Here is a 25,359-nt window from a genome sequence, read left to right as displayed (position 1 = left end):
GACCTCCCGTGCATCCTCCGGTCGGAGTCTCCCGAGCCGCTCGTTCGATACTAGGACGCCGCGTTCGCTGTACGAATGCCCCTCGACGCGACGACTCGGCGTTCGCCGAGGCTGCACATCCGTGCGGGTGCACCGCGAGGCATCCGCAGGTAGCGTCGAAAGCGGTGCGCTGCGCATCGTCGCAGCGCGACGAAGGGGGAAGCATGTACTACAGCAGTGGCAACTACGAGGCGTTCGCGCGTCCGCGCAAGCCCGAGGGGGTCGACGGCAAGTCGGCGTGGTTCGTCGGTGCGGGGCTCGCATCGATGTCGTCGGCGCTCTTCATGATCCGCGACGGGCAGCTGCCGGGCGATCGCATCACGATCCTCGAACGGTTGCCGTTGCCGGGCGGTGCCCTCGACGGCATCAAGCGGCCCGAGAAGGGCTTCGTCATCCGCGGCGGCCGTGAGATGGAGGACCACATGGAGTGCCTGTGGGACGCCTTCCGCACCGTGCCCTCGCTCGAGATCGAGGGCGCGAGCGTGCTCGACGAGTTCTACTGGCTCAACAAGGACGACCCGAACTTCTCGCTCTGCCGCGTGACCGAGCAGCAGGGGCACGACGCGCACACGAACAACCTGTTCGGCCTCAGCGACTCCGCGCAGAAGGACATCGTGCGGGTGTTCCTCGCGACGCGCGAGGAGATGGAGGACAAGCGTATCGACGAGGTCTTCTCGAAGGACTTCCTGGAGAGCAACTTCTGGCTCTACTGGCGCACGATGTTCGCCTTCGAGGAGTGGCACTCGGCCCTCGAGATGAAGCTCTACATCCACCGATTCGTGCACCACATCGGCGGTCTGCCCGACCTGTCGGCCCTGAAGTTCACGAAGTACAACCAGTACGAGTCGCTCGTGCTGCCGCTGTACAAGTGGCTGCTCGACCAGGGCGTCACCTTCCACTTCGACACCCAGGTCACCGACATCGACTTCTCGTTCGCGAGTGTCGACGGGCAGGGTTCGGATGTCACGAAGCGGGCGACGCGCATCCACTGGGTGCAGGGCGGGGTCGAGGGCGGGGTCGATCTCGGACCCGACGATCTCGTGCTCGCGACCATCGGCGGCCTCACCGAGAACTCCGACGAGGGCGACCAGCACACCCCGGCGAAGCTCGACGAGTCGCCCGCGGCGGGGTGGGCGCTCTGGCAGCGCATCGCGGCGAAGCATCCCTCGTTCGGCCGGCCTGAGGTCTTCTGCGGCGACATCGAGAAGACCAAGTGGGAGTCGGCCACGGTGACGACCCTCGACGCGCGCATCCCCGCGTACATCGAGAAGATCGCGCAGCGCGACCCGTTCAGCGGCAAGGTCGTCACCGGCGGCATCGTCACCGCACGCGACTCGTCGTGGCTCATGAGCTGGACGGTGAACCGCCAGCCGCACTTCAAGCAGCAGCCCGCCGACCAGATCGTGGTGTGGGTGTACGGGCTCTTCGTCGACGTGCCCGGCGACTACACGGGCAAGACGCTGCAGGAGTCGACGGGCGAGGAGATCACCCGCGAGTGGCTCTACCACCTCGGTGTCCCGGTCGACCGGATCGACGAGCTCGCGGCGAACGCGGCGACCGCGGTGCCGGTGATGATGCCGTACGTCACGAGCTTCTTCATGCCGCGCAAGGCGGGCGACCGACCCGACGTGGTGCCTGTGGGGGCGCAGAACTTCGCCTTCATCGGCCAGTTCGCCGAGACGACCCGCGACTGCATCTTCACCACGGAGTACTCGGTGCGCACGGGCATGGAGGCCGCCTACCGGCTGCTCGGCATCGACCGCGGGGTGCCCGAGGTGTTCGGCTCGACCTACGACGTGCGGCACCTGCTGAAGGCGACGAGCCGGCTGCGCGACGGCGAGGAGGTCGGGCTGCCCGGGCCGAAGTTCCTGCGCGAGCGCCTGTTCACGCGGCTGGACGGCACCCAGGTGGGCGAGCTGCTGACCGATTTCAAGCTCATCCCCGAGCACGGCGGCACGGTGGTGCGTGATCGGGTCGACGACGCGATCGAGTGAGCGCGCGCGGGGCATCCGGTGCTCGTCGACGACAGGATGCCCCGATCGCCGCAGGTGCGAAGTTCCGCGACGCGAAAGATCCGCGATTCCTTCGCGGCGATTCGGCGAGATATTCGTGCCGACGTTCGCCGGAGCGCTCTACGCTGAGGCCAGCACCACCCCGACGTGGTGCCGATTTGCAGCACCGTCGCCGCAGCGGCTCAGCCGGCACCGCGATGACGGTGCTGCACGCTGAGTTCCGCGCTCGACGCGGACGCTTCGACGAAGAAGGAGAGCCGCATGACGCGCATCGGTGTCGTCACCGAGCAGCCACCCGAGACCAGGGTCGCTGCGACGCCCGCGACGGTGAGGCAGTTGATCACCCTGGGGTACGAGGTCGTGGTCGAGGCCGGCGCGGGTCACGCGTCGGCGTTCGCCGACGACGCGTACCGCGAGGCGGGGGCGACGATCGTCGACGGCGCCGAGGCGCTCGCGAGCGGCCTCGTGCTCAAGGTGAACGCGCCCACCGAGAACGAGATCGCCGGGCTCGAGCCCGGGGCGGTGGTCGTCGGCCTGCTCGCCCCGGCGTTCAAGCCCGAGCTGCTCGAGGCCCTCGCCGCGCGCGGCGTCACGGCCCTCGCGATGGACGCCGTGCCCCGCATCTCTCGCGCACAGTCGATGGACGTGCTGAGCTCGATGACGAACATCGCGGGCTATCGCGCGGTCGTCGAGGCGGCCCACTCGTTCGGGCGCTTCTTCACCGGGCAGGTCACGGCCGCGGGCAAGGTGCCGCCGGCGAAGGTGCTCGTGGCGGGGGCCGGCGTCGCCGGGCTCGCCGCCATCGGAGCGGCCTCGAGCCTCGGCGCGATCGTGCGCGCGACAGACCCGCGCCCCGAGGTCGCCGACCAGGTGAAGTCGATCGGCGGCGAGTACCTCAAGGTCGAGGTGGAGGTCGAGCAGTCGACCGACGGCTACGCGAAGGCGACGAGCGAGGCCTACGACCGTCGTGCCGCCGAGATCTACTCGGAGCAGGCGGCCGACGTCGACATCATCATCACGACCGCGCTCATCCCGGGGCGCCCGGCCCCGAAGCTCATCACCGCGGCCGATGTCGCGAGCATGAAGTCGGGCAGCGTCATCGTCGACATGGCCGCCGGCATGGGCGGCAACGTCGAGGGATCGGTCGCGGGCGAGAAGATCGTCACGCCGAACGGCGTCACGATCCTCGGTTACACCGACCTCGCCTCACGCCTGCCGACGCAGGCCTCGCAGCTCTACGGCACGAACGTGGTGAACCTCGTGAAGCTGCTCACGCCCGGCAAGGACGGCGAGCTCGTGCTCGACTTCGACGACATCGTGCAGCGCTCGGTCACGGTCGCCCGCGACGGCTCGGTCACCTGGCCGCCGCCGCCGGTGCAGGTCTCCGCCGCACCCGCGGCCGCGGCATCCGCTGCGACGGCGCAGGATGCCGCGCCCGCCCCCGAACCCAAGCGACCCATGTCGCCCGTGAAGAAGGTGGTGCTCGTCGCTGCGGGCATCGCGGCCCTCTTCGCTGTGAACGCGATCGCGCCGCCGCCGCTGCCGCAGCACTTCACGGTGCTCGTGCTCTCGGTCGTCGTCGGCTTCTACGTGATCGGCAAGGTGGCTCACGCGCTGCACACGCCGCTCATGAGCGTGACCAACGCGATCTCGGGCATCATCGTGGTCGGCGCGATGGTTCAGATCACGAGCGACGTGCTCGTGGTGCAGATCCTCGCCGCGATCGCCGTGCTGCTGGCCAGCATCAACATCTTCGGCGGTTTCGCCGTGACCCGACGAATGCTCGCGATGTTCTCGGCGGGCAGGACTGGAGCCGACCGTGGCTGAGACGACCGCCCTGTTGACCCCGGCGTCGATCGCCGGCGCCGCCTACATCGTCGCGGCACTGCTGTTCATCATGAGCCTCGCGGGGCTCAGCCGACACGACACCGCCAAGGCCGGTGTCAGCTACGGCATCGCCGGTATGGTCATCGCGCTCGTCGCGACCGTCTCCGCCACCTTCGCCGGGGCGTGGGGTGAACCGCACGTGACGACGGCGCTCGTGCTGCTCGTCGTGGCCGTGCTCGTCGGCGGCGCGATCGGACTCTGGCGGGCCCGCGTCGTCGCCATGACGGGCATGCCCGAGCTGATCGCCCTGCTGCACAGCTTCGTCGGACTCGCCGCCGTGCTGGTCGGCTGGAACGGCGCCCTCGAGGAAACCGGCATGACCGGTGCCCTCCTCGACATCCACCACGCCGAGGTCTTCATCGGCGTCTTCATCGGCGCCGTCACCTTCACCGGCTCGATCGTCGCGTTCCTGAAGCTCTCGGCGCGCATGAAGTCGGCACCGCTCATGCTGCCCGGCAAGAACGCGCTGAACCTCGGTGCGCTCGTCGCCTTCGTCGTGCTCACCGTCTGGTACGTGATCACGCCCGAGCTGTGGTTGCTCGTCGTCGTCACGGCACTCGCCCTCGCGCTCGGCTGGCACCTCGTGGCATCCATCGGCGGCGGCGACATGCCGGTCGTCATCTCGATGCTCAACAGCTACTCGGGCTGGGCGGCCGCCGCCGCGGGATTCCTGCTCAACAACGACCTGCTCATCGTCACCGGTGCGCTCGTCGGCTCGTCGGGTGCCTACCTCTCGTACATCATGTGCAAGGCGATGAACCGCTCGTTCATCTCGGTGATCGCGGGCGGCTTCGGCATCGCCGCGCCCACCTCGTCGGGCGAGGTCGAGGGCGAGTCGCGCGAGATCACGGTCGAGGATGCCGCCGAGCTGCTGCGCGACGCCTCGTCGGTCATCATCACCCCGGGCTACGGCATGGCGGTGGCGCAGGCGCAGTACCCGGTCGCCGAGCTCACGAGCCGGCTGCGCGAGCGCGGGGTGCGGGTGCGGTTCGGCATCCACCCCGTGGCCGGCCGACTGCCCGGGCACATGAACGTGCTGCTCGCCGAGGCGAAGGTGCCGTACGACATCGTCGAAGAGATGGACGAGATCAACGACGACTTCCCCGAGACGACGGTCGTGCTGGTGATCGGGGCGAACGACACCGTGAACCCAGCCGCCGCCGAGGACCCGGGCAGCCCCATCGCCGGCATGCCCGTGCTGAAGGTGTGGGAGGCGAAGAACGTCGTCGTCTTCAAGCGCTCGATGGCTTCCGGCTATGCCGGTGTCGCGAACCCCCTGTTCACCCGCGACAACGCGCAGATGCTCTTCGGCGACGCGAAGCAGCGGGTGGAGGACCTGCTGCGGGTGCTGTGAGCGGCGGGGTCGGGCGGGGCCCGGACGGGGTCGGGCGGGGTCGCCCGGCCCACCCGTCCCGCACGGCCGGCTCGGCTCGCACGGCCGGCCCGGCCCGGCCTGACTCGCCCGCCGGGGCCCCGCCCCCCACCACTGAAGCGAGTCGCCAGAAACCGCTCTCCGGTCGTGAATATGGAGCATCTTCTGGCGATTCGGCGCGGTGTTGGGACGGGACGTGGCGGGGTGGGACCGACACGGCGGCCAGGGGCGGAACGAGGCGGGTGGGCGAGCGGGCGGCGGACCCGGCAGCGGCGGCGCCCGCGTAGGATGGATCGGTAACCCCCTCCGATGTGAAAGAGGTCGCCGTGGCCACCGCCCGCGATGCATCCCCGGAGCGCCCGCAGTACTGGGTCGTCCCGGTCGTCCGCGGACTCCTCGCGGTCGTCCCCGCCGTGGTCATCACCTTCTCGCCGAACCACTCGCCCGAACTCGGGCTGCTCGTGTTCGGCATCTGGGCGGTCGTCTCCGGCCTCGTCGTCGGGGCGCTGGCGCTTCGCCTGCTGGTCGGCCGCGGCATCCGCTCGCTCTTCGCGATCAACGCCGTCGTCACCGTCGTCGCCGGCCTCCTCGCCCTCTCGGTGCCGGGCGGGCTGGCGTTCCTGCTCTACCTCGTGAGCGTCTGGGCGGCCGTCACCGGCTTCGTCGAGCTCTACGCCGGACTGCGTTCCCGCGGCCGCACCGCCGCGGCCCGCGACTGGATCTTCGTCGGCGCCTTCACCGCGGTCCTCGCGATCGTGTTCCTGCTCCTCCCGCCCGACGCCGTCACCGCGGTCGGCCTGCTCGGCGGCTATCTCGTGATTCTCGGGGTGTTCCTCGTGATCGGCGGCCTCTCGCTCAAGTGGGCCGCGAACCAGACCGCCGACGGCCCCGCCGCGGCAGGAGCGGAGCAGCAGTCGTGACCCAGTCCCCCGGTGAGTACCAGCCGAGCCGGCAAGACAGGCTGCGTCCGGCCGAGTACGTCGGCGGCGCCGCGATCGCCGCGATCTTCGTCGGCGTGATCTGCCTCGTCGCGACCCGCGACTGGACGATCACCCTCGTCGGCGCCGGCGGCGTCTTCATCGTCGTGCTCGTCGTGCTCGCGCTTCTGCAGATGGCGATCAAGCCGAACGCCGACGAGCGGGCCGAGCTCGGCGAGGGCGAGGGCGAGGGCGAGAACCCCGGCGAGCCGCCCGCTCCGCAGGGCCCGACGCGCCACTGAGCCGCGCACGGCTGCCCTGCCACATGCCCGCCCTGGGCCGGGCGGCGCCGTGCAACGCCCTGCCGTCACCGCGCAACGGTTTCAGGAAAACACCCGCTCGTCAGGATGTTTCCCGCTGAAACTTCCTGAATCGCGTGCGTCTTCCTGAAAGGTGCGCTGATCACCGCTGCCGCGAATCGCGGACTCCGTCGCTATTGACGCCCACATCCACGGATTCCGCGACGCGATCCCGGGCGGTTCGTCAGTACCGCGTATCAAGATGGGTGAACCGCCGAGCCGGGCGGTGAAGTGCGAAGGAGCAAAGTGACGTCGATGACACGTGCGATCCAGTTGGGTCGCAAGGAGAAGCCCAAGCGGGGCTCCCTCCTGCTGCTCATTCCGGGCATCGCCTCGGTCGTGCTGCTGGGGATCCTGCCCCTGTTCATCGTGGCACGCAACAGCTTCGCCGTCGCCGACAACTACGGCGGCATCACCGACGGGCTCACGCTCGACAACTACGCCAAGCTGCTCGACCCCGTCTACTCGAAGACCCTGCTCTACTCACTGGGGCTGGGCCTGCTGAACACCGCCGTGTGCCTCGTGATCGGGTACATCACCTCGTACTACATCGTGTCGAGGCCGGCCGGCAAGCAGGGCTTCCTGCTCCTGCTCGTCATCATCCCGTTCTGGACCGACTTCCTCGTCCGCACCTTCGCGTGGATCACCATCCTCGGTTCGGGCGGGCCGATCGCCGGAGTGCTCGGAATCTTCGGCATCGCCGGGTTCTCGCTCATCCCGAGCAACGTCGCGGTCGTGCTGGGCCTGCTCTACTCGTTCCTGCCGACTGCCATCTTCCCGATCTACGCATCGATGCGCTCGATCGACGGTTCGCTGAAGGAAGCTGCCACGGATCTCGGTTGCGGGTGGTGGGGCGTGCAACGCCGGGTCATCCTGCCGCTCACCCGCCCCGGTCTGCTGGGCGCAGCGCTGCTCACCTTCATCCCGACCATGGGCGTCTTCGTGATCCCCGTGCTGCTCGGCGGCGGCAAGGACCCTCTGGTCGGCAACCTGATCGTGACCCTGTACACCGAGTTCCGCAACCAGCCGATGGGAGCCGCAGCCTCGATGCTGCTGCTCATCCTGATGCTGATCTCGATGGTGCTCGTCGGCCTGCTGCTGCAGCGCTCGGCGACGAAGGGATCGTCATCCAGGACCAAGCGCTCGTCGACCGAGAAGGGGGCGTGACCGTGGATCGCGTCGTGAACGGCATCGCCCGGGGCGTCTTCGTCTTCCTCTACATTCCGATCGCCGCGGTGATCGTCTACTCGTTCAACGCGGCGGGCACGAACACTCGCTTCGAGGGCCTCACACTGCAGTGGTACGTCGAGCTGTTCCAAGACGCCGCGCTCATGCAGACCCTGCAGACCAGCGCGATCGTCGCCGTCATCACCGCGACCGTCGCGACGGCGATCGGCATCATGTTCGCACTCGGTCTCGCCCGCTACCGGGGGCGGGGCCGGGCGAGCCTCCTGGCATTGATCGCGCTTCCACTGATCGTGCCCGAGATCGTGCTCGGTGTCGCGATGCTGAGTGTCTTCAGCGCGACGAAGATCCCCCTCGGCATCCTCACCCTCGTGCTCGGGCACCTGATCGTCTCGCTCCCGCTCGCGACCCTCGTGCTCATGAGCTCTGCGGCGATGCTCGACCCGAGCCTGCCCGAGGCGGCCACCGACCTGGGCTGCACGCCCTGGCAGACCTTCACGCGGGTGTACTTCCCGTTGCTGCGCCCCGCGGTCGTGGCCGCCTGGCTGCTGAGCTTCACCACCTCGTTCAGCAACATCGTCATGTCGACCTTCCTCAGCGGCGTGGGGTCGACGACTCTGCCGCTCAAGATCTACTCGAGCCTGAAGACCGGGCTCACGCCGAGCATCAACGCCCTCGGCGCCCTGCTCATCCTGCTGACGCTCGTCATCGTGCTGCTCGTCGGGGTGTCGCAGATGCGGCGCATCCTCGTCGAATCGCGCTCGTGAGCGCGACCCGCGACCTTCCTGCACTCCCCCACCGAAAGGAACCCCCTGCAATGAAGAAGATCACCACGGCAGCGGCCGTCGGCATCGTCGCCGCACTCGCCCTGACCTCGTGCAGCGCCGGCGGATCGGGCGATGGCACATCGACAGAGCTCAACGTCTACGCGTGGGCCGACGAGATCCCCCAGACGGTGTTCGACGCCTTCACCGAGGAGACCGGCATCAAGGTCAACGTCGACAACTTCGACAGCAACGAGACCATGATCTCGAAGCTCGCCGCCGGCAACTCGGGCTACGACATCGTCGAACCGAGCCAGTACGCCGTGCAGCAGCTCGTCGGCCAGGAACTCATCGAGCCGCTCGACAAGTCGAAGATCGAGGGCATCGAGAACCTCGCCCCGAAGTTCGCCGACCCGAGCTACGACCCGGGCCTCGAATACTCGGTGCCGTGGGTGTGGGGCACGACCGGCATCCTCTACAACTCGGCCTGCACGGGCGGTGAGGAGATCACGAGCTGGGACTCGCTCTTCGACGAGAAGTGGAAGGGCAAGGTGAACATGCTCGACAACATGCTCGCCGCGTACATCGCCGGCCTGCAGGTCAACGGCTACGACGCCGACAGCACCGACGAGGCGGAGATCGAAGCGGCGACCGAGTCGCTCATCGAGCAGAAGTCGATCCTTGCGGGTTACAACTCCACGAACTACGGCGAGCTCGTCGCGAGCGGCGATGTCTGCATCTCGGAGGCGTGGGGCGGCACCAGCACCGCGAAGATCGTCGAGCAGAACCCCGACGTGCACTACGTGCTCCCCGAAGAGGGCGGCAGCCTTTGGGTGGACGGCCTGTCGATCGCGAAGGGCGCGCCGCACCAGGATGCGGCGTACGAGTTCATCAACTTCCTGCTGCGTCCCGAGATCGCCGCGATGGCGACGAACGACGGCGGCCTCGCGAGTGCGAACGCCGCCGCCGCGGAGCACGTCTCCGACCAGGGCCTGCTGAGCAACGCCGCGGTGTACGCCTCGGACGAGCAGGTCGAGAACGCCGATTTCATCGTCGACCCCGGAGCGGCGATGAAGTTCTACCAGGACGGCTGGACCCGGGTGAAGGCCTCCTGAGGCCGGGCTCCGGCCGGCTCCGAGCACCTCAGTTCCAGCGAACAGCGATTGGGATCATGAACACGCAGACCACGTCGACCATCGCCCCGGCGGTCGAGATCCAGGGCCTCTCGAAGGAGTTCGCCGGCCATCTCGCGGTGCAGCCGCTCGACCTGACCATCGGGGACAACGAGTTCTTCTCGATCCTCGGCCCGTCGGGCTGCGGCAAGACCACGCTGATGCGGATGATCACCGGTTTCGAGGCGCCGAGTTCCGGGCGCGTCCTGCTCGGCGGCGCGGATGTCACGGCAGTCCCCACGCGCAACCGTGATCTCAACATGCTGTTCCAGAGCTACGCGCTGTTTCCCCACCTCACGGTGTTCGAGAACGTCGCCTTCGAGCTCCGGGTTCGGCGGGTCGCCAAGGATGAGGCGAACCGCCGAACCCGGGAGGCGCTCGAGCTCGTGCGACTCGGACACCTCGGTGACCGCAAGCCCGACCAGCTCTCGGGCGGGCAGCGGCAGCGGGTCGCGCTCGCCCGTGCGGTCGTGTCGCGCCCGAAGGTCGTGCTGCTCGACGAACCGCTCGGTGCGCTCGACCAGCAGTTGCGCAAGGAGATGCAGTACGAACTCAAGCGCATGCAGCGCGAAGTCGGGATCACCTTCATCTACGTGACGCACGACCAGGAGGAGGCGCTGACGATGTCGGACCGCATCGCGGTGATGTCGGAGGGCGTCGTGCAGCAGGTTGCAGGACCGGAGGACATCTACAACCGTCCCGAGACACGATTCGTCGCGGGCTTCATCGGCAGCTGCAACCTGCTCGACACCACCGTGCCCGAAGGGGCCGCCGGTGATGAGGTCGAGGTCGTCGTCGATGGAGCGGGCACCGTGCGCGGCGTGCTCGGCGAGACGGTCACCTCCGAGCGCCCCGGCACCCTGCTCGTGCGCCCCGAGCGGATCGAGGTGCGGCCGGACGCCCCGGGGGCGGCGGGCATCGCGGGTGTCGTCGAGACCCTGACCTTCCTCGGCGAGGAGTGGCACTTGCACCTCCTCGTCGGAGGGCTGACCGTGAAGGCGTCCCTCTCGAGCCTTGCGAAGGAGCGCGACCTGCCCGGGCTGTCGATGGGCGACACTCTTCGGCTCTCGTGGCGCCCGCAGGACGCCCGGATCGTGATCCGCTGACACCCCCGTACCGACCGAACCAGAACCAGAACCAGAATCGAGGAGCCTCGCATGCGCGTAGCCGTCGTCCAGACCTCCCCGGGCATCGAGCCCGAGGCGAACTTCGCCACCATCAGCAGCTACACGGCCGAGGCGGCTGCGGGGGGTGCCCGACTCGTCGTCTTCCCCGAAGAGGCGATGCTGCTCGCCGACGACGAGAACAAGCCCGACTTCCCCGAGCTGCTGCCCTCGATCTGGCCGCGATTCGAGGAGCTCGTGCGCGAGCTCGCCCGCGAACACGGCCTGACGATCATCGCGGCCGGCTACGAGCCGAACCCTGCGGGCACCCCGTTCAACACGATCCTCGCGGTCGGCCCCGACGGCGGTGAACTCGCGAGATACCACAAGATCCATACCTACGACGCGTTCGCCTACCGGGAATCGGCGTACGTGACGCGGGGCGACGTGCTGCCGCCGATCATCGAGGTCGAGGGTTGGCGGATCGGAATCGCGAACTGCTACGACGTCCGGTTCCCCGAGCTGTTCCGCAGCCTCGCCGATCGCGGCGTCGATGCGATCGCATTGTCGGCCGCCTGGGTATCGGGCAAGGGCAAGGAGGAGCACTGGTCGGTGCTCACGCGGGCCCGAGCGATCGAGAACGTGAGCTGGTTCCTCGCCTCGGCGACTGTCGGCCCCGACTCGGCGGGACTGAGCCGCGTCATCGATCCGCTCGGCGTCGTCGTCTCGGGGCTCGACGCGCATGACGAGGGGATCGCGTTCGCAGAACTCGACGCCGAGCGCACCGCGGCCGCACGCCGGATGCTGCCGGCGCTCGAGAACCGCCGCATCGACCTCGCGTACCACGTGAACTGACAGAGGAAGCGACCAATGTTCTTCAACACCGGCGACCTGCCCGCTCCGCTCCCCGCCGAGCTCCGCGAGAAGCTCGAGCGACTGAGCTTCCCCACTCTCGGCCACTATCTCGAGGAGGGTTTCGTCGACCCCGAGGTGCGCCGCGTGGTCGCAGCGGGGGGTCGCGTGATCGGCACCGCGTTCACCGTGCGCACGACCGCAACCGACTCGACTGCGCTGCACCACGCGGCCGGCCTCATCGAGCCCGGCCAGGTGCTCGTGCTCGACACGGGCGGCGACCGTCGTCACGCCCCGCTCGGCGAGGTCGTCGCTGCGCAGCTCGTCGCGCGAGGCGCAGCCGGCGCCGTCGTCGACGGCGTCGTCACCGACGTCGATGAGATCGACGGGCTCGGGCTCACCGTGCACGCGCGGGGCACGAGCATGCTCACCACGAAGTTGCATGGGATCGACGCCGGCGGCGTGAACATCCCCATCACGTGCGGGGGCGCGGTCGTGCATCCCGGGGATGTCGTGCTCGCCGACGCCAATGGAGTGCTCGTGGTCGCGCTCGATGTCATCGAGCGGCTGGTCGACCTCGCGCTGCAGGACGACGCGGAGGAGCCCGAGCTGATCGAAGAACTCCGCGCCGGCGCCCCGCTCGGCAGCCTGACCGGCGCGAGCGACATCGTGGCGACCCTCGTAACGAGCACGACTCCGCAGTAACCCCGCGGCGCACACCTCCGATCGGCGAGAACCCTCGCCGGCGGTGATCCGTCGCGCCATCGCATCAGCATCAGCTTCACCCCGTTCCACCTTGTTCATCCGCGAAAGGCCCTTCGAAATGCTTCTCAAAGCCGCGATCAACGGCGGGCGACCGCTCTCCGAACACCCCGCTGTGCCGCGCACCACCGAGCAGATCGTCGAGGCCAGTCGCGCCGCGATCGCCGCGGGGGCCGACGTCGTGCACGCGCACGTGCTCACCGCCGAAGGTGCGCAGACGATCCATCCCGACGCAGTCGGCGCATGGGTGAGCGCGATGCGCGCGGCCGACGCGTCGATCGTGATCGGCACGACGACGGGCCTCTGGACGGTCGAGTCGCACGCCCAGCGGATGGCGCACGTCGCCGCCTGGCCCGCCGACGCGCTGCCCGACTTCGCGTCGGTGGCATTCTGCGAGGAGGGAGCGGCCGAAGCGGCCGAGCTCGTACTCGAACGCGGCATGGTGCTCGAGTCGGCGGTGTGGTCGATGGCGGATGTCCCGGCGCTGCTCGCTTCCCCGACGCTGCACCGTAATGTGCGCATCCTCATCGAACCCGAGACGGAGGACCCGGTCGAGGCCGTCGCCCAGTGCCGCGAGATCTCCGCGGCCGTGCGCGGGGCGGGCGTCACCGCCCCGATCCTCTACCACGGCTACGACGCCACGGTCTGGCCGGTCGTCGAGGCGGCCATCGCCGATGGTTGCGAGACCCGCATCGGCTTCGAGGACGGCGTGCTGCTGCCCGATGGCCGAATGCCGGTCGACAACGCCGAACTCGTCAGCGCGGTACGAGAACTCGAACGCGCCCGCACCCTCGTGTGAGGCATTCGGGGTCGCCGGAGTCGTCAGTCCCGAGAGGCGATACCCTCGGTTCGAGGGAGGCGACTGGCGCAATGATTGACGAACTCGATCGCAAGCTCATCGAACTGCTCGCGCGCGATGGCCGCCGCCCCTTCGCATCGCTCGCCGAGGAACTCGGCGTCTCGCAGTCGACGGTGCGAGCCCGTGTCGCGAAGCTGCAGGACGACGACGTCGTCATGATCGTCGCCCTCTGCAACGCGCTGCTGCTCGGCCACCAGGTCGTGCGCCTGCTGCTCCGCGTGCGTAACCTCACGCCGCGCGCGGTCGCCGACGGACTCGTCGGGATCAACCAGATCAACCACGTCGCGCTCGTCGCAGGTTCGCACGACCTCTACCTCGAGGCGACCTGTCGAGACCAGCCGCAGCTCATCGCGCTGCTCGACGAGGTCCGCAGGCAGCCGGGGGTCGCATCGATCCAGCCGATCATCGTGACCTCGCTCGCGAAGGACTACAGCGGTGGCGGCCTCCGGGACGCGCGCGGCCAGATCGTCAGCGACCCGAACCGCTGATCACTCGGCCGGGCGCGAGAGCGGCGACGGTTCGCGGAATCCCTGCCAGAGATAGGTGTCCTTCATGACCTCGAGCACGGTGAGCGTCTCGAGGTCGGAGATGCCGCGGATTCGGCGCAGGTCCTGCAGCACGATCTTTCCGAGGGCCTGGGCATCGGGTGCCGCGATGTCGAGGATGATGTCGTAGTACCCGAGGGTGCACGCGACGTACTTGATCTGGGGGTGCTCGGCGAGCTGCTCGGCGACCTTCGCGACCGGCACTTCGGACACCCGGATACCGACGTGCGCTGCGATGCCGCCGATCTTCGTCTCGTCATACATGCCGGCGACGTAGATCACACCGAGCGAGACGAGCCGATTGTAGCGCTGGCGCACCGTCGGCTCGGAGTAGCCGATACGGCGCCCGATCTCGGAGAACGAGCGGCGGCCGTCGACCCGGAGCTGGTCGATGATCTCCCGATCGACATCGTCGAGGAGGGAGTCCCTCGACTGGCGCCCGGCATCCACCCCGTCAGCGTACCGGACGACACTCGTTCAGGACTCGGGCCGCTGTTCAGGACGATCTCGGCAAGATCGTCCTGAACAGCGTGCGTTCTCCTGAAACGGTGCGGGTGCGGTCCCCTCGGCGGGCTACTACGGCAGCCGGTCGACGAGCTCGTCGGCGATGCCGACGTACGACGCCGGGGTGAGCGCCAGCAGGCGCGCCTTGGCCTCGTCGCCGATCTCGAGCGACGACACGAACTCGGCCAGGTCGGCGGCCCCGACCCGCTTGCCGCGGGTGAGCTCCTTGAGCAGCGCGTAGGGGTCGGCGATCGTCGAGCGGCCGGCGACGACCTCGGCGCGGATCACCGTCTGGATCGCCTCGCCGAGCACCTCCCAGTTGCCGTCGAGGTCGGCGAGCAGCAGCGCCCGATCGAGGTCGATCTCGCCGAGGCCGCGCTGGATGTTGTCGAGCGCGAGCATCGAATGGCCGAAGCCGACGCCGATGTTGCGCTGGGCCGACGAGTCGGTGAGGTCGCGCTGCAGGCGCGAGGTGACGAGCGTCGCCGCGAGCGAGTCGAGCACGGCCGAGCTCAGCTCGAGGTTCGCCTCGGCGTTCTCGAAGCGGATCGGGTTCACCTTGTGCGGCATCGTCGACGAACCGGTCGCGCCGGCGGCCGGGATCTGGCGGAAGTAGCCGAGCGAGATGTAGGTCCAGATGTCGGTCGCGAGGTTGTGCAGCACGCGGTTGGCATGCGACACGCGACCGTACAGCTCGGCCTGCCAGTCGTGCGACTCGATCTGCGTGGTGAGCGGGTTCCAGGTGAGGCCGAGCGACTCGACGAACTCCTGCGACACGGTCGGCCACGAGACATCCGGTGCTGCGACGACGTGGGCCGAGAAGGTGCCGGTGGCGCCCGAGAACTTGCCGAGGTACTCGGTCGCCTCGACCTGCGCCGCGATGCGGCCCAGGCGGTGCACGAAGACCGCGAGCTCCTTGCCCATGGTCGACGGGGTCGCGGGCTGGCCGTGCGTGCGGCTGAGCATCGCGGCATCCCGGTGCTCGATGGCGAGCGCCTGCAGCGTCGCGATGACGGCGCGGTACTTCGGCAGCCAGACCTGCTGCACGGCGTCGCGCACGGTGACGGCGTACGAGAGGTTGTTGATGTCTTCACTCGTGCAGGCGAAGTGGGTGAGCTCGGCGATCGCGTCGAGACCGAGGTCGGAGAGGCGACGGCGCACGTAGTACTCGACGGCCTTGACGTCGTGACGCGTCGTCGCCTCGAGGGTCGCGAGCTCGTCGATGTCGGGCTGGCCGAAGTCGGCGACGACCTGGCGCAGGCTCGCCTTCTGGTGCTCCGAGAGCGGGGCGGAGCCGAAGAAGCCGCGGTCGGTCTGGGCGATGAGCCACTCGACCTCGACGTGCACGCGCGCCCGGTTGAGGCCCGCCTCGGAGAGGTGCTCGCCGAGCTCGCCGACCGCCGAACGGTACCGGCCGTCGAGGGGGCTGAGCGGCTGGGGAGGCAGCGAAGTCATCGGATTCCTTGTCTGAGAGCGGGTGCGAGTTGGCGGAAGAGCGCCTGGGTCGACCGTTCAATCATCTCAAGGACTCGATCGAACATTCCCGCATCGGAGTAATAGGGGTCGGGGACGTCCTGCAGGCCCGCGAGTTCGGGCTCGAACTCGAGCAGCAGGCGCACCTTGTGCTGCTCGGCCGCGCCGGTCGCCCAGTTGCGCAGGATCCGCGCCTGTCCACGGTCGAAGGCGACCACGAGGTCGAGCTCGGGGAAGTCGCCGGCGTCGAACTGCCGCGCGCGGTGGTGCGTGCCGTCGTAGCCGGCCCGCGCGAGCGCCTCGACGGTGCGCTGGTCGGCGGGTTCACCCACGTGCCAGTCGCCGGTCGCGGCCGACTCGATCGCGAGCGCGCCGGCGAGCCCCGCCTGGTCGGCGAGGGAGCGCAGCACCACCTCCGCCATCGGAGACCGGCAGATGTTGCCGGTGCACACGAACGAGACTCGGAAGGGCTGCGCGGCGTCCCCCGCGGGTTCCGCTCGCGTCATGGCATCCATTGTGGAGGAGAATGCCCTTTTCAGGAATGGGTACGGACTCACGGGCCCTGCCGAGACGGCGAAAGGTGACGAGATGGCGGATGCCCCTGCGCCCGAGCTGCACGTCGACGCCGAACTCGTGGCGCGGCTGGTCGAGACCCAGTACCCCGAGCTGGCCGGGCCGGTCGAGTTCGCTGCGAACGGCTGGGACAACGCCATGTACCGGCTCGACGCGCGGCATGCCGCGTATGCGGTGCGCCTCCCTCGCCGCCGGATCGCCGCTCCGCTCATCGAGCACGAACAGCGCTGGCTGCCCGTGCTCGCCGAGCGCTTGCCCGTCGCGGTGCCGGCGCCGGTTCGATCGGGTCGCCCGGCTCCAGAACTCGGCTTCGACGCCCCGTGGAGCATCGTGCCCTGGTTCGACGGCGTGAACGGGGCGACCCGCACCCCCGCAGACCGCGCCGCCCTCGCGCCGGCCCTCGCCGCCTTCATCGACGCGCTGCACCTGCCGGCCCCCGCCGACGCGCCGCACAACCCCTTCCGCGGCGTGCCGCTCGCGGCGCGCGATGATTCGGTGCGCCAACGCTTCGCGGGCGGGCGGCTCGACGCCGTCCTCGGCGACCGCGCCGAGCGCCTCCGCGAGGTCTGGGAGGACGCGCTCGCCGCACCGGTCTGGTCCGGAACTCCGACGTGGCTGCACGGCGACCTGCATCCGGGCAACCTCGTGCTCGAGGCGTTCGGTGCTCTCGCCGCCGTGATCGACTTCGGCGACCTGACCGCGGGCGACCCGGCGACCGACCTCGCGACGGCGTGGCTGAGTTTCGACGCCGCCGGCCGGGCCGCCTTCGTGCGCGACGTCGAACGGCGCAGGCCGGTCGATGCCGCGACCTGGCGCCGCGCCCGAGGGTGGGCCGTCGTCTGGGGCAGCTCGGTCGTCGACACGCTCGACGGCGCGGGTCCGGGCCCGATCGCACGCCTCGGCCGCCACGCGCTCGAACAGGTGCTCGTCGACTGAGGTCGACGCAGCCGATCGCTCCTCCACATGGGGGATGCGGCGCGGTCTGCGCACGGTTCGGTTCCGAGCGCCGGCGCACGCCGCCGCGGTCGGCAGTCTGGCCGAATGGATGCCCCAGACGCCCTCGTCGCCGCCCTCACGGGCCGCACGGCCACCGCCGAGCGCATCGAGTCCGCCGTCGCCGTGCGCGGGCGCCTCGCCGTGCTGCGCACCGACCTCGGACAGGCTGCGGCGATGCTGCCGCCAGACGGCGGGCGGTGGCGCTCAGAAGCGGCCGATCGCTACGCCGAACGGCTGCACGAGCTGCGGTCGCGCCTGCTCGGCGGCGTGGAGCGCCTCGATGCCGCCGCCGCCGAGCTCGACGAGCGCATCCGCCGCATGCAGACCGAGCTCGCCGAGTACGAGCAGGCCCAGCGCGACGCCGAGGCACGAGTGCAGGCTGATCGGGAGGCCGCGCTCGCCGAGGAGGCGCGGCTCGCGCGCCGCGCGGAGGAGCGCTCCATCGTCGCGGGGGCCCGGCGATGAGCGACACCATCACGATCTCGGGCGGCGGCTCGACCGCGGTCGCGACCGATGAGCTGTTCGCCGACGCCGCCCGCCTCGGCGGTGCGGCGACCGCCGTGTCTGCGGCGCGAGCGCAGGCCGGCGCGCTCGGCCACGAGCTCGACGCGATCGGTGCCGATCACGGCACCGGCTGGGCCGAGCCGCGACCGGCCGCCCTGCTGCGCGAACTCGAAATGGAGCTGCGCCGTTGTGAGGCCGACGGCGAGGAGCTCCGCGCCGCACTCCTCGCGAGCGCAGAACGATACGGGTGGACGGAGCGCGCCGTCGACGGACTCTGGCAGTTCGGCGGCGGTGTCGTCGCCTACCTGCTCGGGTCGGCGCTCACGACGCCGGCCGGGCTGCTCTTCGCGGGCGGGGTCGCCCTGACGGCGGGCCTCGATGCGGCCGCCGCGAAGGCGTGGGGCAGCACCCCGCTCGGCGACTGGCTCGCCGCGAACCGGGGGCTCCTCTCCGACCCGTTGTTCGTGCGTGCGGTGCGTGCCGCGGTCGACTCGGTCGACGAGTTCGCGGTCGGCGCTGCGCGCCTCCCCGGCGGTAGCGGGCTCGCCGCGGCGTTCGGCGATCTCGTGAACGCCCCCGAGAGCGCGTCGATGCTGCTGGGGGTCGCCGCACTCGTCGGCTCGCGGGCCCTGGTCGACGGGCCCGTCTCGGTGCGCCGAGCCGAGGGCGGCGACCGCGCAGGCGACGGGGCCGCGCCCGCGGGGCACCCGAGCGCGGGGCCCGAGCGCAGCGTGCGAGCTCCGGGCGGCTTCGCCGACCTCGCGGCGCGCATCCCCGGCGGCGAAGGGCCGCAGATCCGCATCGAGCGCTATGGCGAACCCGGTGATCCGCGCTGGGTGGTCTACATCAGCGGCACCGTCGATCCCGCGATCGTCGCGGGCGAGCAGCCCTTCGACATGGTCTCGAACCTGCACGGCGTCGCCGACGACTCGCCGCTCGACGCGCTCCGCCTCGCCGGCGCCGAGTCGGGGGCGGGTGAGCGGGCCGTCCGCGACGCGATGCTGGCCGCCGGAATGGCGCCGGGCGACCCGGTCTACTTCGCCGGTCATTCGGGCGGCGGCATCATCGTGCACGAACTCGTGAAGGATCCCGAGCTCAATGCGATCGGCGGCGTGAATCTCGGCGGCCCGGGCGACTCGGCGCCGACACGCGACGGGGTGCCGGTGCTCGACGTCGCCCACGACGAGGATCTGGTTCCGGCGGTCGGCGGCGCCGGTCGGTCGTCGCCTGAGCGCACGACCGTCACGCGCAGCGTGCTCGGCGACGGACACGGCTACGAAGGCGTGCTTCCGGCGCATTCGCTCGAGAGCTACCGCGACACGGCGGCACTCATCGACGCCTCTGAGGCGACGAAGCTCGTCGAGCTCCGCGAGCTGATCGCGTTCACGGGCGGCGGCACCGGTGCAGTCAGCGAGTGGATCGCCGAACGCGACCCGGCGGGTGCGGCCGAGCCGGCACTCGAGCCGTCGCCCGCGCCAGCCGTCGCCGCGCCGCTCAGTCGCGCGACGGACGCACCACGAGGCCGATGAGCCAGCTGATCAACCCGAGCACGAGCGCGCCGAGCACGCCCCACCAGAAGCTCTCGACGACGAGTCCGAAGCCCATGAGCCCGCTGATCCAGTCGACGAGCAGCAGCAGCAGGCCGTTGACGATGAACGAGATGAGGCCGAGCGTGATGACGTAGATCGGGAACGCGACGATCCTGATGAAGGTGCCGACGATCGCGTTGACGAGGCCGAAGATCACGGCGACGAGGAGGTAGGTGAGCACGGTCGCGAGCTCGGTGTCGTCGTACGGCACCACGCTGACACCCGAGACGATGAGCGTCGTCAGCCACAGTGCGAGGGCGACGACGATGACCTTGAGGATGAACCGCATGCCTCCACTCTGTCAGACGGCGCAGCGGAGGCGAAGGGGTACGGTGGATCGCGTGAACGCACCGGAACCGCGAGGGGCAGGCGTTCGCCTGCGCCCCGAGATCGCCGCACTCCCGCCGTATCGCCAGGGCCGCCCCGCCCCCGCCGACGGGTTCAAGCTGTCGAGCAACGAGAACCCGTTCGAGCCGCTGCCCTCGGTCGTCGATGCGGTCGCCGCCGCGGCCTCGACGATCAACCGCTACCCCGACGCCACGGCGCTCGCGCTGCGCGAGCGGCTCGCCGAGCGGTACGGGGTCACCGCCGACGAGGTGCTCGTCGGCGCCGGTTCGGTGGCGCTGCTCGCCGCGCTGATCCAGGCCGCCGCCGCTCCCGGTGACGAGGTCGTCTACTCGTGGCGCTCCTTCGAGGCCTACCCGGGCCTCGTGACCGTGTCGGGCGCGACCAGCGTGCAGGTGCCGAACCGTCCCGATCACGGGCACGACCTCGAGGCGATGGCCGCGGCGATCACCGACCGCACCCGCGTCGTCATGGTCTGCTCGCCGAACAACCCGACCGGTGCGGTCGTCACGGCCGCCGCGTTCGAGGCGTTCATGGCGAAGGTCCCCGCCGATCTGCTCGTGCTGCTCGACGAGGCATACATCGAGTTCGTCCGCGACGAGGCATCCGTCGACGGCGCGACCCTGCTCGGGCGGTATCCGAACCTCGTCGTCCTACGCACCTTCTCGAAGGCCTACGGCCTCGCCGGCCTCCGGGTCGGCTACGCGATCGGTCCCGGCCCGATCCTCGATGCGGCCCGGGCGACCATCACCCCGCTCAGCGTGACCGCCGCCTCGACCGCTGCGGCCCTCGCCTCGCTCGAGCCGGTCGCCGAGGCCGAGCTGCTCGAACGCGTCGGGGTCATCGCCGAACGCCGCGACCGCGTGCGCGAAGCGCTGCTCGAGCAGGGATGGCGCATCCCGGTCGCCCAGGGCAACTTCATCTGGGTGCCGGCGGGCGAGGCGACGGCCGAGGTCGCCGAGCGGCTCTTCGACGCCGGACTCGTGACGCGCGCGTTCCCGCCCGCGGGCATCCGCGTGTCGATCGGCGAGGAGGAGTCTGTCGATTCCCTCCTCCGGATTCTGGGTGAGCTTGTACCGGCTTCACAAGAAGGGCATCCCGCATAGCGGGTAGCGTGGAACGGTGGCAGCCAGCGAGAGAGACTTCACCGCGCCGACGGTTCAGCTCCTGACCCCTGAGGGCGCCTTGCGCCCGAGCCCCGAAGCAGAGCCCTACCTGCCGCTCGTCGAGGCACTCGACGACGCGACGCTGCAGCGCTTCTACCGCGACATGACCGTCTCGCGGCGGCTCGACGTCGCCGGCGCGAACCTGCAGAGGCAGGGTCAGCTGGCGCTGTGGGTGCCGAGCTCGGGCCAGGAGGCCGCGCAGGTCGGCTCGGCCCACGCGGCCCGCCCGCAGGACCACCTCTTCCCCTCGTACCGCGAGCACATCGTCGGCATGATCCGCGGCCTCGACCCCGTGCGCATCCTCGCGCTGCTGCGCGGCATCACCCAGGGCGGCTGGAACCCCGAGGAGAACGGCAACTTCCACCTCTACACGCTCGTGCTCGCCTCGCAGACGCTGCACGCCACGGGCTACGCGATGGGCCTGCAGTTCGACGGCGCGACCGCGACGGGCGACCCCGAGACCGATGCCGCGGTGCTCGTCTACTACGGCGACGGCTCGACCTCGCAGGGCGACGCGAACGAGGCGCTCGTCTTCGCCTCGAGCTACGAGACGCCGCAGGTCTTCTTCATCCAGAACAACCAGTGGGCGATCTCGGTGCCGGTCTCGCGGCAGTCGCGCAGCCCGCTCGCGCTGCGCGGCGGCGGCTTCGGCATGCCGGGCGTGCGGGTCGACGGCAACGACGTGCTCGCGAGCTACGCGGTCACCCGCCAGTCGCTCGAAGAGGCGCGCGCGGGGCAGGGGCCGAGCCTCATCGAGGCGCTCACCTACCGCATGGGCGCGCACACGACCGCCGACGACCCGACGAAGTACCGCACCGACGACGAGGTGGCCTACTGGGCCGAGCGCGACCCGATCGCCCGGTACCGCACGTGGCTCGAGAGCCGCGGCGCCTCGGCCGCGTTCTTCGACGAGGTCGACCAGGAGGCATCCGACGTCGCCGCCGATGTGCGCCGACGCGCACTCGAACTGACCGGGCCGAGCCGCGCCTCGATCTTCGAGCACGTCTACAGCGAGCCGCACCCGCTCATGACCGAGCAGCACGCGTGGCTCGACGAGTTCGAGAACTCGTTCGACGGAGACGCGGCATGACCGGCCGGATCGACGAGGAGGTTCGCGTGACGAGCGACACGACGCCCGAGGCATCCACCGCTTCGGCCACCCCGGTGCCCGCGCCCGCCGCCGCCCCCGAACAGCCCGCCGGCGACATGCGCGGCGTGCAGACCCTGTCGATGGCGAAGGCCATCACCGCGGGCCTCCGCGACGCCATGCGCGCCGACGAGAAGGTGCTGCTCATGGGTGAGGACATCGGGCCGCTCGGCGGCGTGTTCCGCGTCACCGAGGGTCTGTCGGCCGAGTTCGGCGAGAAGCGGGTGCTCGACACCCCGCTCGCCGAGTCGGGCATCGTCGGCACCGCCATCGGCCTCGCGATGCGCGGCTACCGGCCGGTGTGCGAGATCCAGTTCGACGGATTCATCTTCCCGGCGTTCGACCAGATCACGACCCAGCTCGCCCGGCAGACGCTGCGGCACGAGGGCACGGTCACGATGCCCATCGTCATCCGCGTGCCGTACGGCGGGCACATCGGCTCGATCGAGCACCACCAGGAGAGCCCCGAGGCGTACTTCGCGCACACCCCGGGCCTGCGCGTGGTGAGCCCGTCGAACCCGCACGACGCGTACTGGATGATCCGCGAGGCGATCGAGTCGCGCGACCCCGTGCTGTTCTTCGAGCCGAAGAGCCGCTACTGGCCCAAGGGCCCGGTCGACCTCGACCACGCCGGACTGCCGCTGCACGCGAGTCGCGTGGTGCGCCAGGGCGCCGACATCACGGTGGTCGGCCACGGCGCGATGGTGTCGACCCTGCTGCAGGCCGCCGACGTCGCCGCAGAAGAGGGCACGAGCATCGAGGTCGTCGACCTGCGCTCCCTCTCCCCCATCGACTACGGCCCGCTGCTCGAGTCGGTGCACCGCACCGGCCGGCTCGTCGTCGCCCAAGAGGCGTACGGCCACGTCTCGGTCGGCTCCGAGATCGCCGCGACCGTCGCCGAGCGGGCGTTCTACTCACTCGAGGCGCCGGTGCTGCGCGTGTCGGGCTTCGACACCCCGTTCCCGCCCGCCTCGCTCGAGACCGAGTACCTGCCGAGCCCCGACCGGGTGCTCGAAGCCGTGGACCGCGCACTGGCCTACTGACACGACACGACCCAGACATGTCGCTGATGGCATGACTCGACTGCGAGGGTAAGACTGATGAGCGAGATCCGATTCCCACTTCCCGATGTCGGCGAGGGCCTCACCGAGGCCGAGATCGTGCAGTGGCGCGTCGCGCCCGGCGATCGCATCGCGCTCGACCAGGTCTTCGTCGAGATCGAGACGGCGAAGTCGCTCGTCGAGCTGCCGAGCGCGTTCGAGGGCGTCGTCGCCGAGCTCCTGGTCGACGAGGGCAGCACGGTCGACGTCGGCACGCCCATCCTGGTGATCCAGACGGATGCCGCGGGGGCGTCGCCTGCCGCTGATGCGGGTGGCGTCGGGGCCGGTGCTGCTGCGGCTCCCGCAGCGTCTGCTGCTGCGGCTCCCGCTGCTGCTGCTGCTGCTCCCGCTCCCGCGGCGGCCGAGGAGGGCGGCGGCGCCGTGCTGGTCGGCCACGGCACCTCGGGGCCCACCGCGACGCGTCGACGCCGGCACCCCTCGCCCGGCGGGGCGCACGAGAAGCTCTCGACACCGCCTGCTCCCCCGATCGTCGCTCCCGCGGCGCCGGCCCCCGCACCTGTCGCGGCCGACCGCGGCGCCGGCCCCGTGGCATCCGCCCCTGCATCGGCCGCGGGCTCGCGCGGCGAGTCGCGCGTGCCCGTCATCGCGAAGCCGCCGATCCGCAAGCTCGCGAAGGACCTCGGCGTCGACCTCTCGCGGGTCGCGCCGACCGGGCCGATCGGCGACATCACGCGCGACGACGTCATCCGCGAGGCGAGCCAGGCGAGCGTCTTCCGCAACATCCAGACGCCAGAGGCACCGGCTGATCGCGAGACCCGCATTCCCGTGAAGGGCGTGCGCAAGGCGATCGCGAACGCCATGGTGCAGAGTGCATACTCGGCGCCGCATGTGTCGGTGTTCGTCGATGTCGACGCGACTCGCACGATGGAGTACCTCAAGCGGCTCAAGGCCTCGCCCGACTACGCCGGCATCAAGATCTCGCCGCTGCTCATCATGGCGAAGGCGATGCTCTGGGCCGTGCGCCGCAACCCGACCGTCAACGCCCAGTGGACCGACGACGAGATCATCGTCAAGCACTACGTGAACCTCGGCATCGCCGCGGCCACGCCCCGAGGGCTCATCGTGCCGAACGTGAAGAACGCGCAGGCCATGTCGATGGTCGAGCTCGCGGCCGCGCTCGAGCAACTGACGCTCACCGCCCGCGAGGGCAAGACGCAGCCAGCCGAGATGCAGGGCGGCACGATCACCATCACGAACATCGGAGTCTTCGGCATGGACACCGGCACCCCGATCCTCAACCCGGGCGAGGTCGGCATCGTCGCGCTCGGCACGATCAAGCAGAAACCGTGGGTCGTCGACGGCGAGGTGCGCCCGCGCTTCGTGACGACGATCGGCGGCTCGTTCGACCACCGCGTCGTCGACGGCGACGTCGTCTCGCGCTTCGTCGCCGACGTCGCGTCGATCATCGAGGAGCCGGCGCTGCTGCTCGAGTAGCGGGGGTCTCGCACCCCTGCTGCTGAAGCAGCGGGGCATCGTATCGGCACCGGCCTGCGCGCTCGCGCGCAGCCGCCGTTCGCGGTACCGCATTCCGGGGGTCAATTTTCGCCATCTCCGAGCGCGCCTGCGCACGAGATGGCGGGAAACGACCCCCGGAGCGGGGACTGTCGAGCTGATCGCGCTACAGGCGGAACTCGCTCGTGATCGTGTCGGGCGTGCGGCTCGCCTCGACGAAGCCGACGCGCTCGAGGGTGCGGCGCGCGGGCAGGTTCGAGACCTCGGCCGAGGCGCGCACGATGCGCGCGAGCCCGGTCGACCGCGCGAGCTCGACGGCGGCCAGTACGGTGTGGAACGCGAGCCCTTGGCCGCGCACGGCGGGCACGAGCCCGAAGTCGAACTCGACGGCGCCATCGGCGTCAGGCGGGCCGAACAGGTTCACTCCCCCGATGGCGGGCCCGTCTTCGCCGCGGCGCACCAGGTAGGGGCCGAAGGGAATGGGGTCGCCGTTCTGCCGTACCGCGCGCACGTACTCGGCGAGGAGCTCGGGCTCGTCGGTGAAGGCGTAGGCGCCCTCCCACCCGTCGTGCGGATCGACCGCGCCGGACAGCACGCGCTCGGCGTCGGCGACGGTGAATCGGTGCAGCGTGATCGGGGCCGTCGTCGTATCCACGTACTT

The 25,359-nt window shown here is 70.2% G+C and carries 25 protein-coding genes; 20 read left to right on the top strand and 5 right to left on the bottom strand.

Features of this window, described 5'->3' with window-relative positions; genetic code table 11:
- Positions 1-203 precede the first annotated feature (203 nt).
- The 13 genes from GQQ93_RS08245 to GQQ93_RS08185 all read left to right on the top strand — a co-directional run bounded on the left by GQQ93_RS08245 (position 204) and on the right by GQQ93_RS08185 (position 13,771).
- Entirely contained in the window at positions 204-2,033 is a 1,830-nt protein-coding gene (locus tag GQQ93_RS08245; protein ID WP_157423751.1) for an oleate hydratase, read from the top strand.
- 279 nt (positions 2,034-2,312) lie between these two features.
- On the top strand, positions 2,313-3,878 hold the full coding sequence (locus GQQ93_RS08240) for a Re/Si-specific NAD(P)(+) transhydrogenase subunit alpha (protein ID WP_157423750.1): 1,566 nt from the start codon (positions 2,313-2,315) through the stop codon (positions 3,876-3,878).
- Between the two features lie 70 nt (positions 3,879-3,948).
- A complete protein-coding gene (pntB, locus tag GQQ93_RS08235) occupies positions 3,949-5,292 on the top strand; it encodes a Re/Si-specific NAD(P)(+) transhydrogenase subunit beta (RefSeq protein WP_246192224.1) in 1,344 nt (447 codons plus the stop codon).
- 344 nt (positions 5,293-5,636) lie between these two features.
- Positions 5,637-6,230 (top strand): HdeD family acid-resistance protein, encoded by a 594-nt coding sequence (locus tag GQQ93_RS08230; protein ID WP_157423749.1) that lies wholly within the window; start codon positions 5,637-5,639, stop codon positions 6,228-6,230.
- Entirely contained in the window at positions 6,227-6,529 is a 303-nt protein-coding gene (locus GQQ93_RS08225; RefSeq protein ID WP_157423748.1) for a hypothetical protein, read from the top strand. The genes GQQ93_RS08230 and GQQ93_RS08225 overlap by 4 nt, the downstream gene beginning before the upstream one ends.
- A gap of 312 nt (positions 6,530-6,841) precedes the next feature.
- A complete protein-coding gene (locus GQQ93_RS08220; protein WP_157423747.1) occupies positions 6,842-7,753 on the top strand; it encodes an ABC transporter permease in 912 nt (303 codons plus the stop codon).
- Positions 7,750-8,538: an ABC transporter permease gene (locus GQQ93_RS08215; protein ID WP_246192192.1), complete on the top strand. Its 789-nt coding sequence runs from the start codon at positions 7,750-7,752 to the stop codon at positions 8,536-8,538. Before GQQ93_RS08220 ends, GQQ93_RS08215 begins: the two co-directional genes overlap by 4 nt.
- Positions 8,539-8,588: 50 nt before the next feature.
- Positions 8,589-9,650, top strand: a complete 1,062-nt coding sequence (locus tag GQQ93_RS08210) for an ABC transporter substrate-binding protein (RefSeq protein WP_157423746.1) — start codon at positions 8,589-8,591, stop codon at positions 9,648-9,650.
- Positions 9,651-9,706: 56 nt separating this feature from the next.
- A complete protein-coding gene (locus tag GQQ93_RS08205) occupies positions 9,707-10,813 on the top strand; it encodes an ABC transporter ATP-binding protein (RefSeq protein ID WP_157423745.1) in 1,107 nt (368 codons plus the stop codon).
- Between the two features lie 51 nt (positions 10,814-10,864).
- A complete protein-coding gene (locus GQQ93_RS08200) occupies positions 10,865-11,665 on the top strand; it encodes a carbon-nitrogen hydrolase family protein (protein ID WP_157423744.1) in 801 nt (266 codons plus the stop codon).
- Between the two features lie 15 nt (positions 11,666-11,680).
- Positions 11,681-12,367 carry an RraA family protein gene (locus GQQ93_RS08195; protein ID WP_157423743.1) on the top strand — a complete coding sequence of 229 codons (687 nt, stop codon included), beginning with the start codon at positions 11,681-11,683 and terminating at the stop codon, positions 12,365-12,367.
- Between the two features lie 118 nt (positions 12,368-12,485).
- Entirely contained in the window at positions 12,486-13,223 is a 738-nt protein-coding gene (locus GQQ93_RS08190) for a 3-keto-5-aminohexanoate cleavage protein (protein WP_157423742.1), read from the top strand.
- A 71-nt stretch (positions 13,224-13,294) separates the two neighbouring features.
- Entirely contained in the window at positions 13,295-13,771 is a 477-nt protein-coding gene (locus GQQ93_RS08185; RefSeq protein WP_157423741.1) for an Lrp/AsnC family transcriptional regulator, read from the top strand.
- Here GQQ93_RS08185 and GQQ93_RS08180 read toward each other — a convergent pair whose 3' ends face one another.
- From GQQ93_RS08180 to GQQ93_RS08170, 3 genes are all read right to left on the bottom strand, one after another.
- Positions 13,772-14,278 carry an Lrp/AsnC family transcriptional regulator gene (locus GQQ93_RS08180; protein WP_157423740.1) on the bottom strand — a complete coding sequence of 169 codons (507 nt, stop codon included), beginning with the start codon at positions 14,276-14,278 and terminating at the stop codon, positions 13,772-13,774.
- 126 nt (positions 14,279-14,404) lie between these two features.
- On the bottom strand, positions 14,405-15,787 hold the full coding sequence (gene purB, locus GQQ93_RS08175; protein ID WP_157423739.1) for an adenylosuccinate lyase: 1,383 nt from the start codon (positions 15,785-15,787) through the stop codon (positions 14,405-14,407).
- A complete protein-coding gene (locus GQQ93_RS08170) occupies positions 15,784-16,311 on the bottom strand; it encodes a low molecular weight protein-tyrosine-phosphatase (RefSeq protein WP_157423738.1) in 528 nt (175 codons plus the stop codon). Before GQQ93_RS08170 ends, purB begins: the two co-directional genes overlap by 4 nt.
- A gap of 82 nt (positions 16,312-16,393) precedes the next feature.
- Between GQQ93_RS08170 and GQQ93_RS08165 the strand changes: the two genes are divergently transcribed.
- The 3 genes from GQQ93_RS08165 to GQQ93_RS08155 all read left to right on the top strand — a co-directional run bounded on the left by GQQ93_RS08165 (position 16,394) and on the right by GQQ93_RS08155 (position 19,407).
- Positions 16,394-17,314 (top strand): aminoglycoside phosphotransferase family protein, encoded by a 921-nt coding sequence (locus tag GQQ93_RS08165; protein WP_157423737.1) that lies wholly within the window; start codon positions 16,394-16,396, stop codon positions 17,312-17,314.
- 105 nt (positions 17,315-17,419) lie between these two features.
- Positions 17,420-17,839, top strand: a complete 420-nt coding sequence (locus GQQ93_RS08160; RefSeq protein ID WP_157423736.1) for a hypothetical protein — start codon at positions 17,420-17,422, stop codon at positions 17,837-17,839.
- Positions 17,836-19,407, top strand: coding sequence for a hypothetical protein (locus tag GQQ93_RS08155; protein WP_157423735.1), 1,572 nt, complete (start codon positions 17,836-17,838; stop codon positions 19,405-19,407). The genes GQQ93_RS08160 and GQQ93_RS08155 overlap by 4 nt, the downstream gene beginning before the upstream one ends.
- Here GQQ93_RS08155 and GQQ93_RS08150 read toward each other — a convergent pair.
- Positions 19,373-19,756, bottom strand: a complete 384-nt coding sequence (locus tag GQQ93_RS08150; RefSeq protein WP_157423734.1) for a phage holin family protein — start codon at positions 19,754-19,756, stop codon at positions 19,373-19,375. The two genes, GQQ93_RS08155 and GQQ93_RS08150, sit on opposite strands and share 35 nt — an antisense overlap.
- A gap of 52 nt (positions 19,757-19,808) precedes the next feature.
- Between GQQ93_RS08150 and hisC the strand changes: the two genes are divergently transcribed.
- From hisC to GQQ93_RS08130, 4 genes are all read left to right on the top strand, one after another.
- Positions 19,809-20,918, top strand: a complete 1,110-nt coding sequence (gene hisC / locus GQQ93_RS08145) for a histidinol-phosphate transaminase (RefSeq protein ID WP_246192190.1) — start codon at positions 19,809-19,811, stop codon at positions 20,916-20,918.
- Positions 20,919-20,934: 16 nt separating this feature from the next.
- Complete coding sequence (locus tag GQQ93_RS08140; protein WP_157423732.1) at positions 20,935-22,068, top strand: thiamine pyrophosphate-dependent dehydrogenase E1 component subunit alpha; 1,134 nt, start codon at positions 20,935-20,937, stop codon at positions 22,066-22,068.
- Between the two features lie 116 nt (positions 22,069-22,184).
- Positions 22,185-23,168: an alpha-ketoacid dehydrogenase subunit beta gene (locus GQQ93_RS08135; RefSeq protein WP_157423920.1), complete on the top strand. Its 984-nt coding sequence runs from the start codon at positions 22,185-22,187 to the stop codon at positions 23,166-23,168.
- Between the two features lie 57 nt (positions 23,169-23,225).
- Positions 23,226-24,680, top strand: coding sequence for a dihydrolipoamide acetyltransferase family protein (locus GQQ93_RS08130; RefSeq protein WP_157423731.1), 1,455 nt, complete (start codon positions 23,226-23,228; stop codon positions 24,678-24,680).
- Positions 24,681-24,864: 184 nt separating this feature from the next.
- Here GQQ93_RS08130 and GQQ93_RS08125 read toward each other — a convergent pair whose 3' ends face one another.
- Entirely contained in the window at positions 24,865-25,353 is a 489-nt protein-coding gene (locus tag GQQ93_RS08125; protein ID WP_170296154.1) for a GNAT family N-acetyltransferase, read from the bottom strand.
- Between the last annotated feature and the right edge of the window lie 6 nt (positions 25,354-25,359).

Source organism: Agromyces lapidis, assembly GCF_009749405.1.
In the GTDB taxonomy this organism is placed as follows: Bacteria; Actinomycetota; Actinomycetes; order Actinomycetales; family Microbacteriaceae; genus Agromyces; species Agromyces lapidis.
Note: the sequence above shows the minus strand (reverse complement) of the source record. Positions and strands in the feature narration are given on the sequence as shown.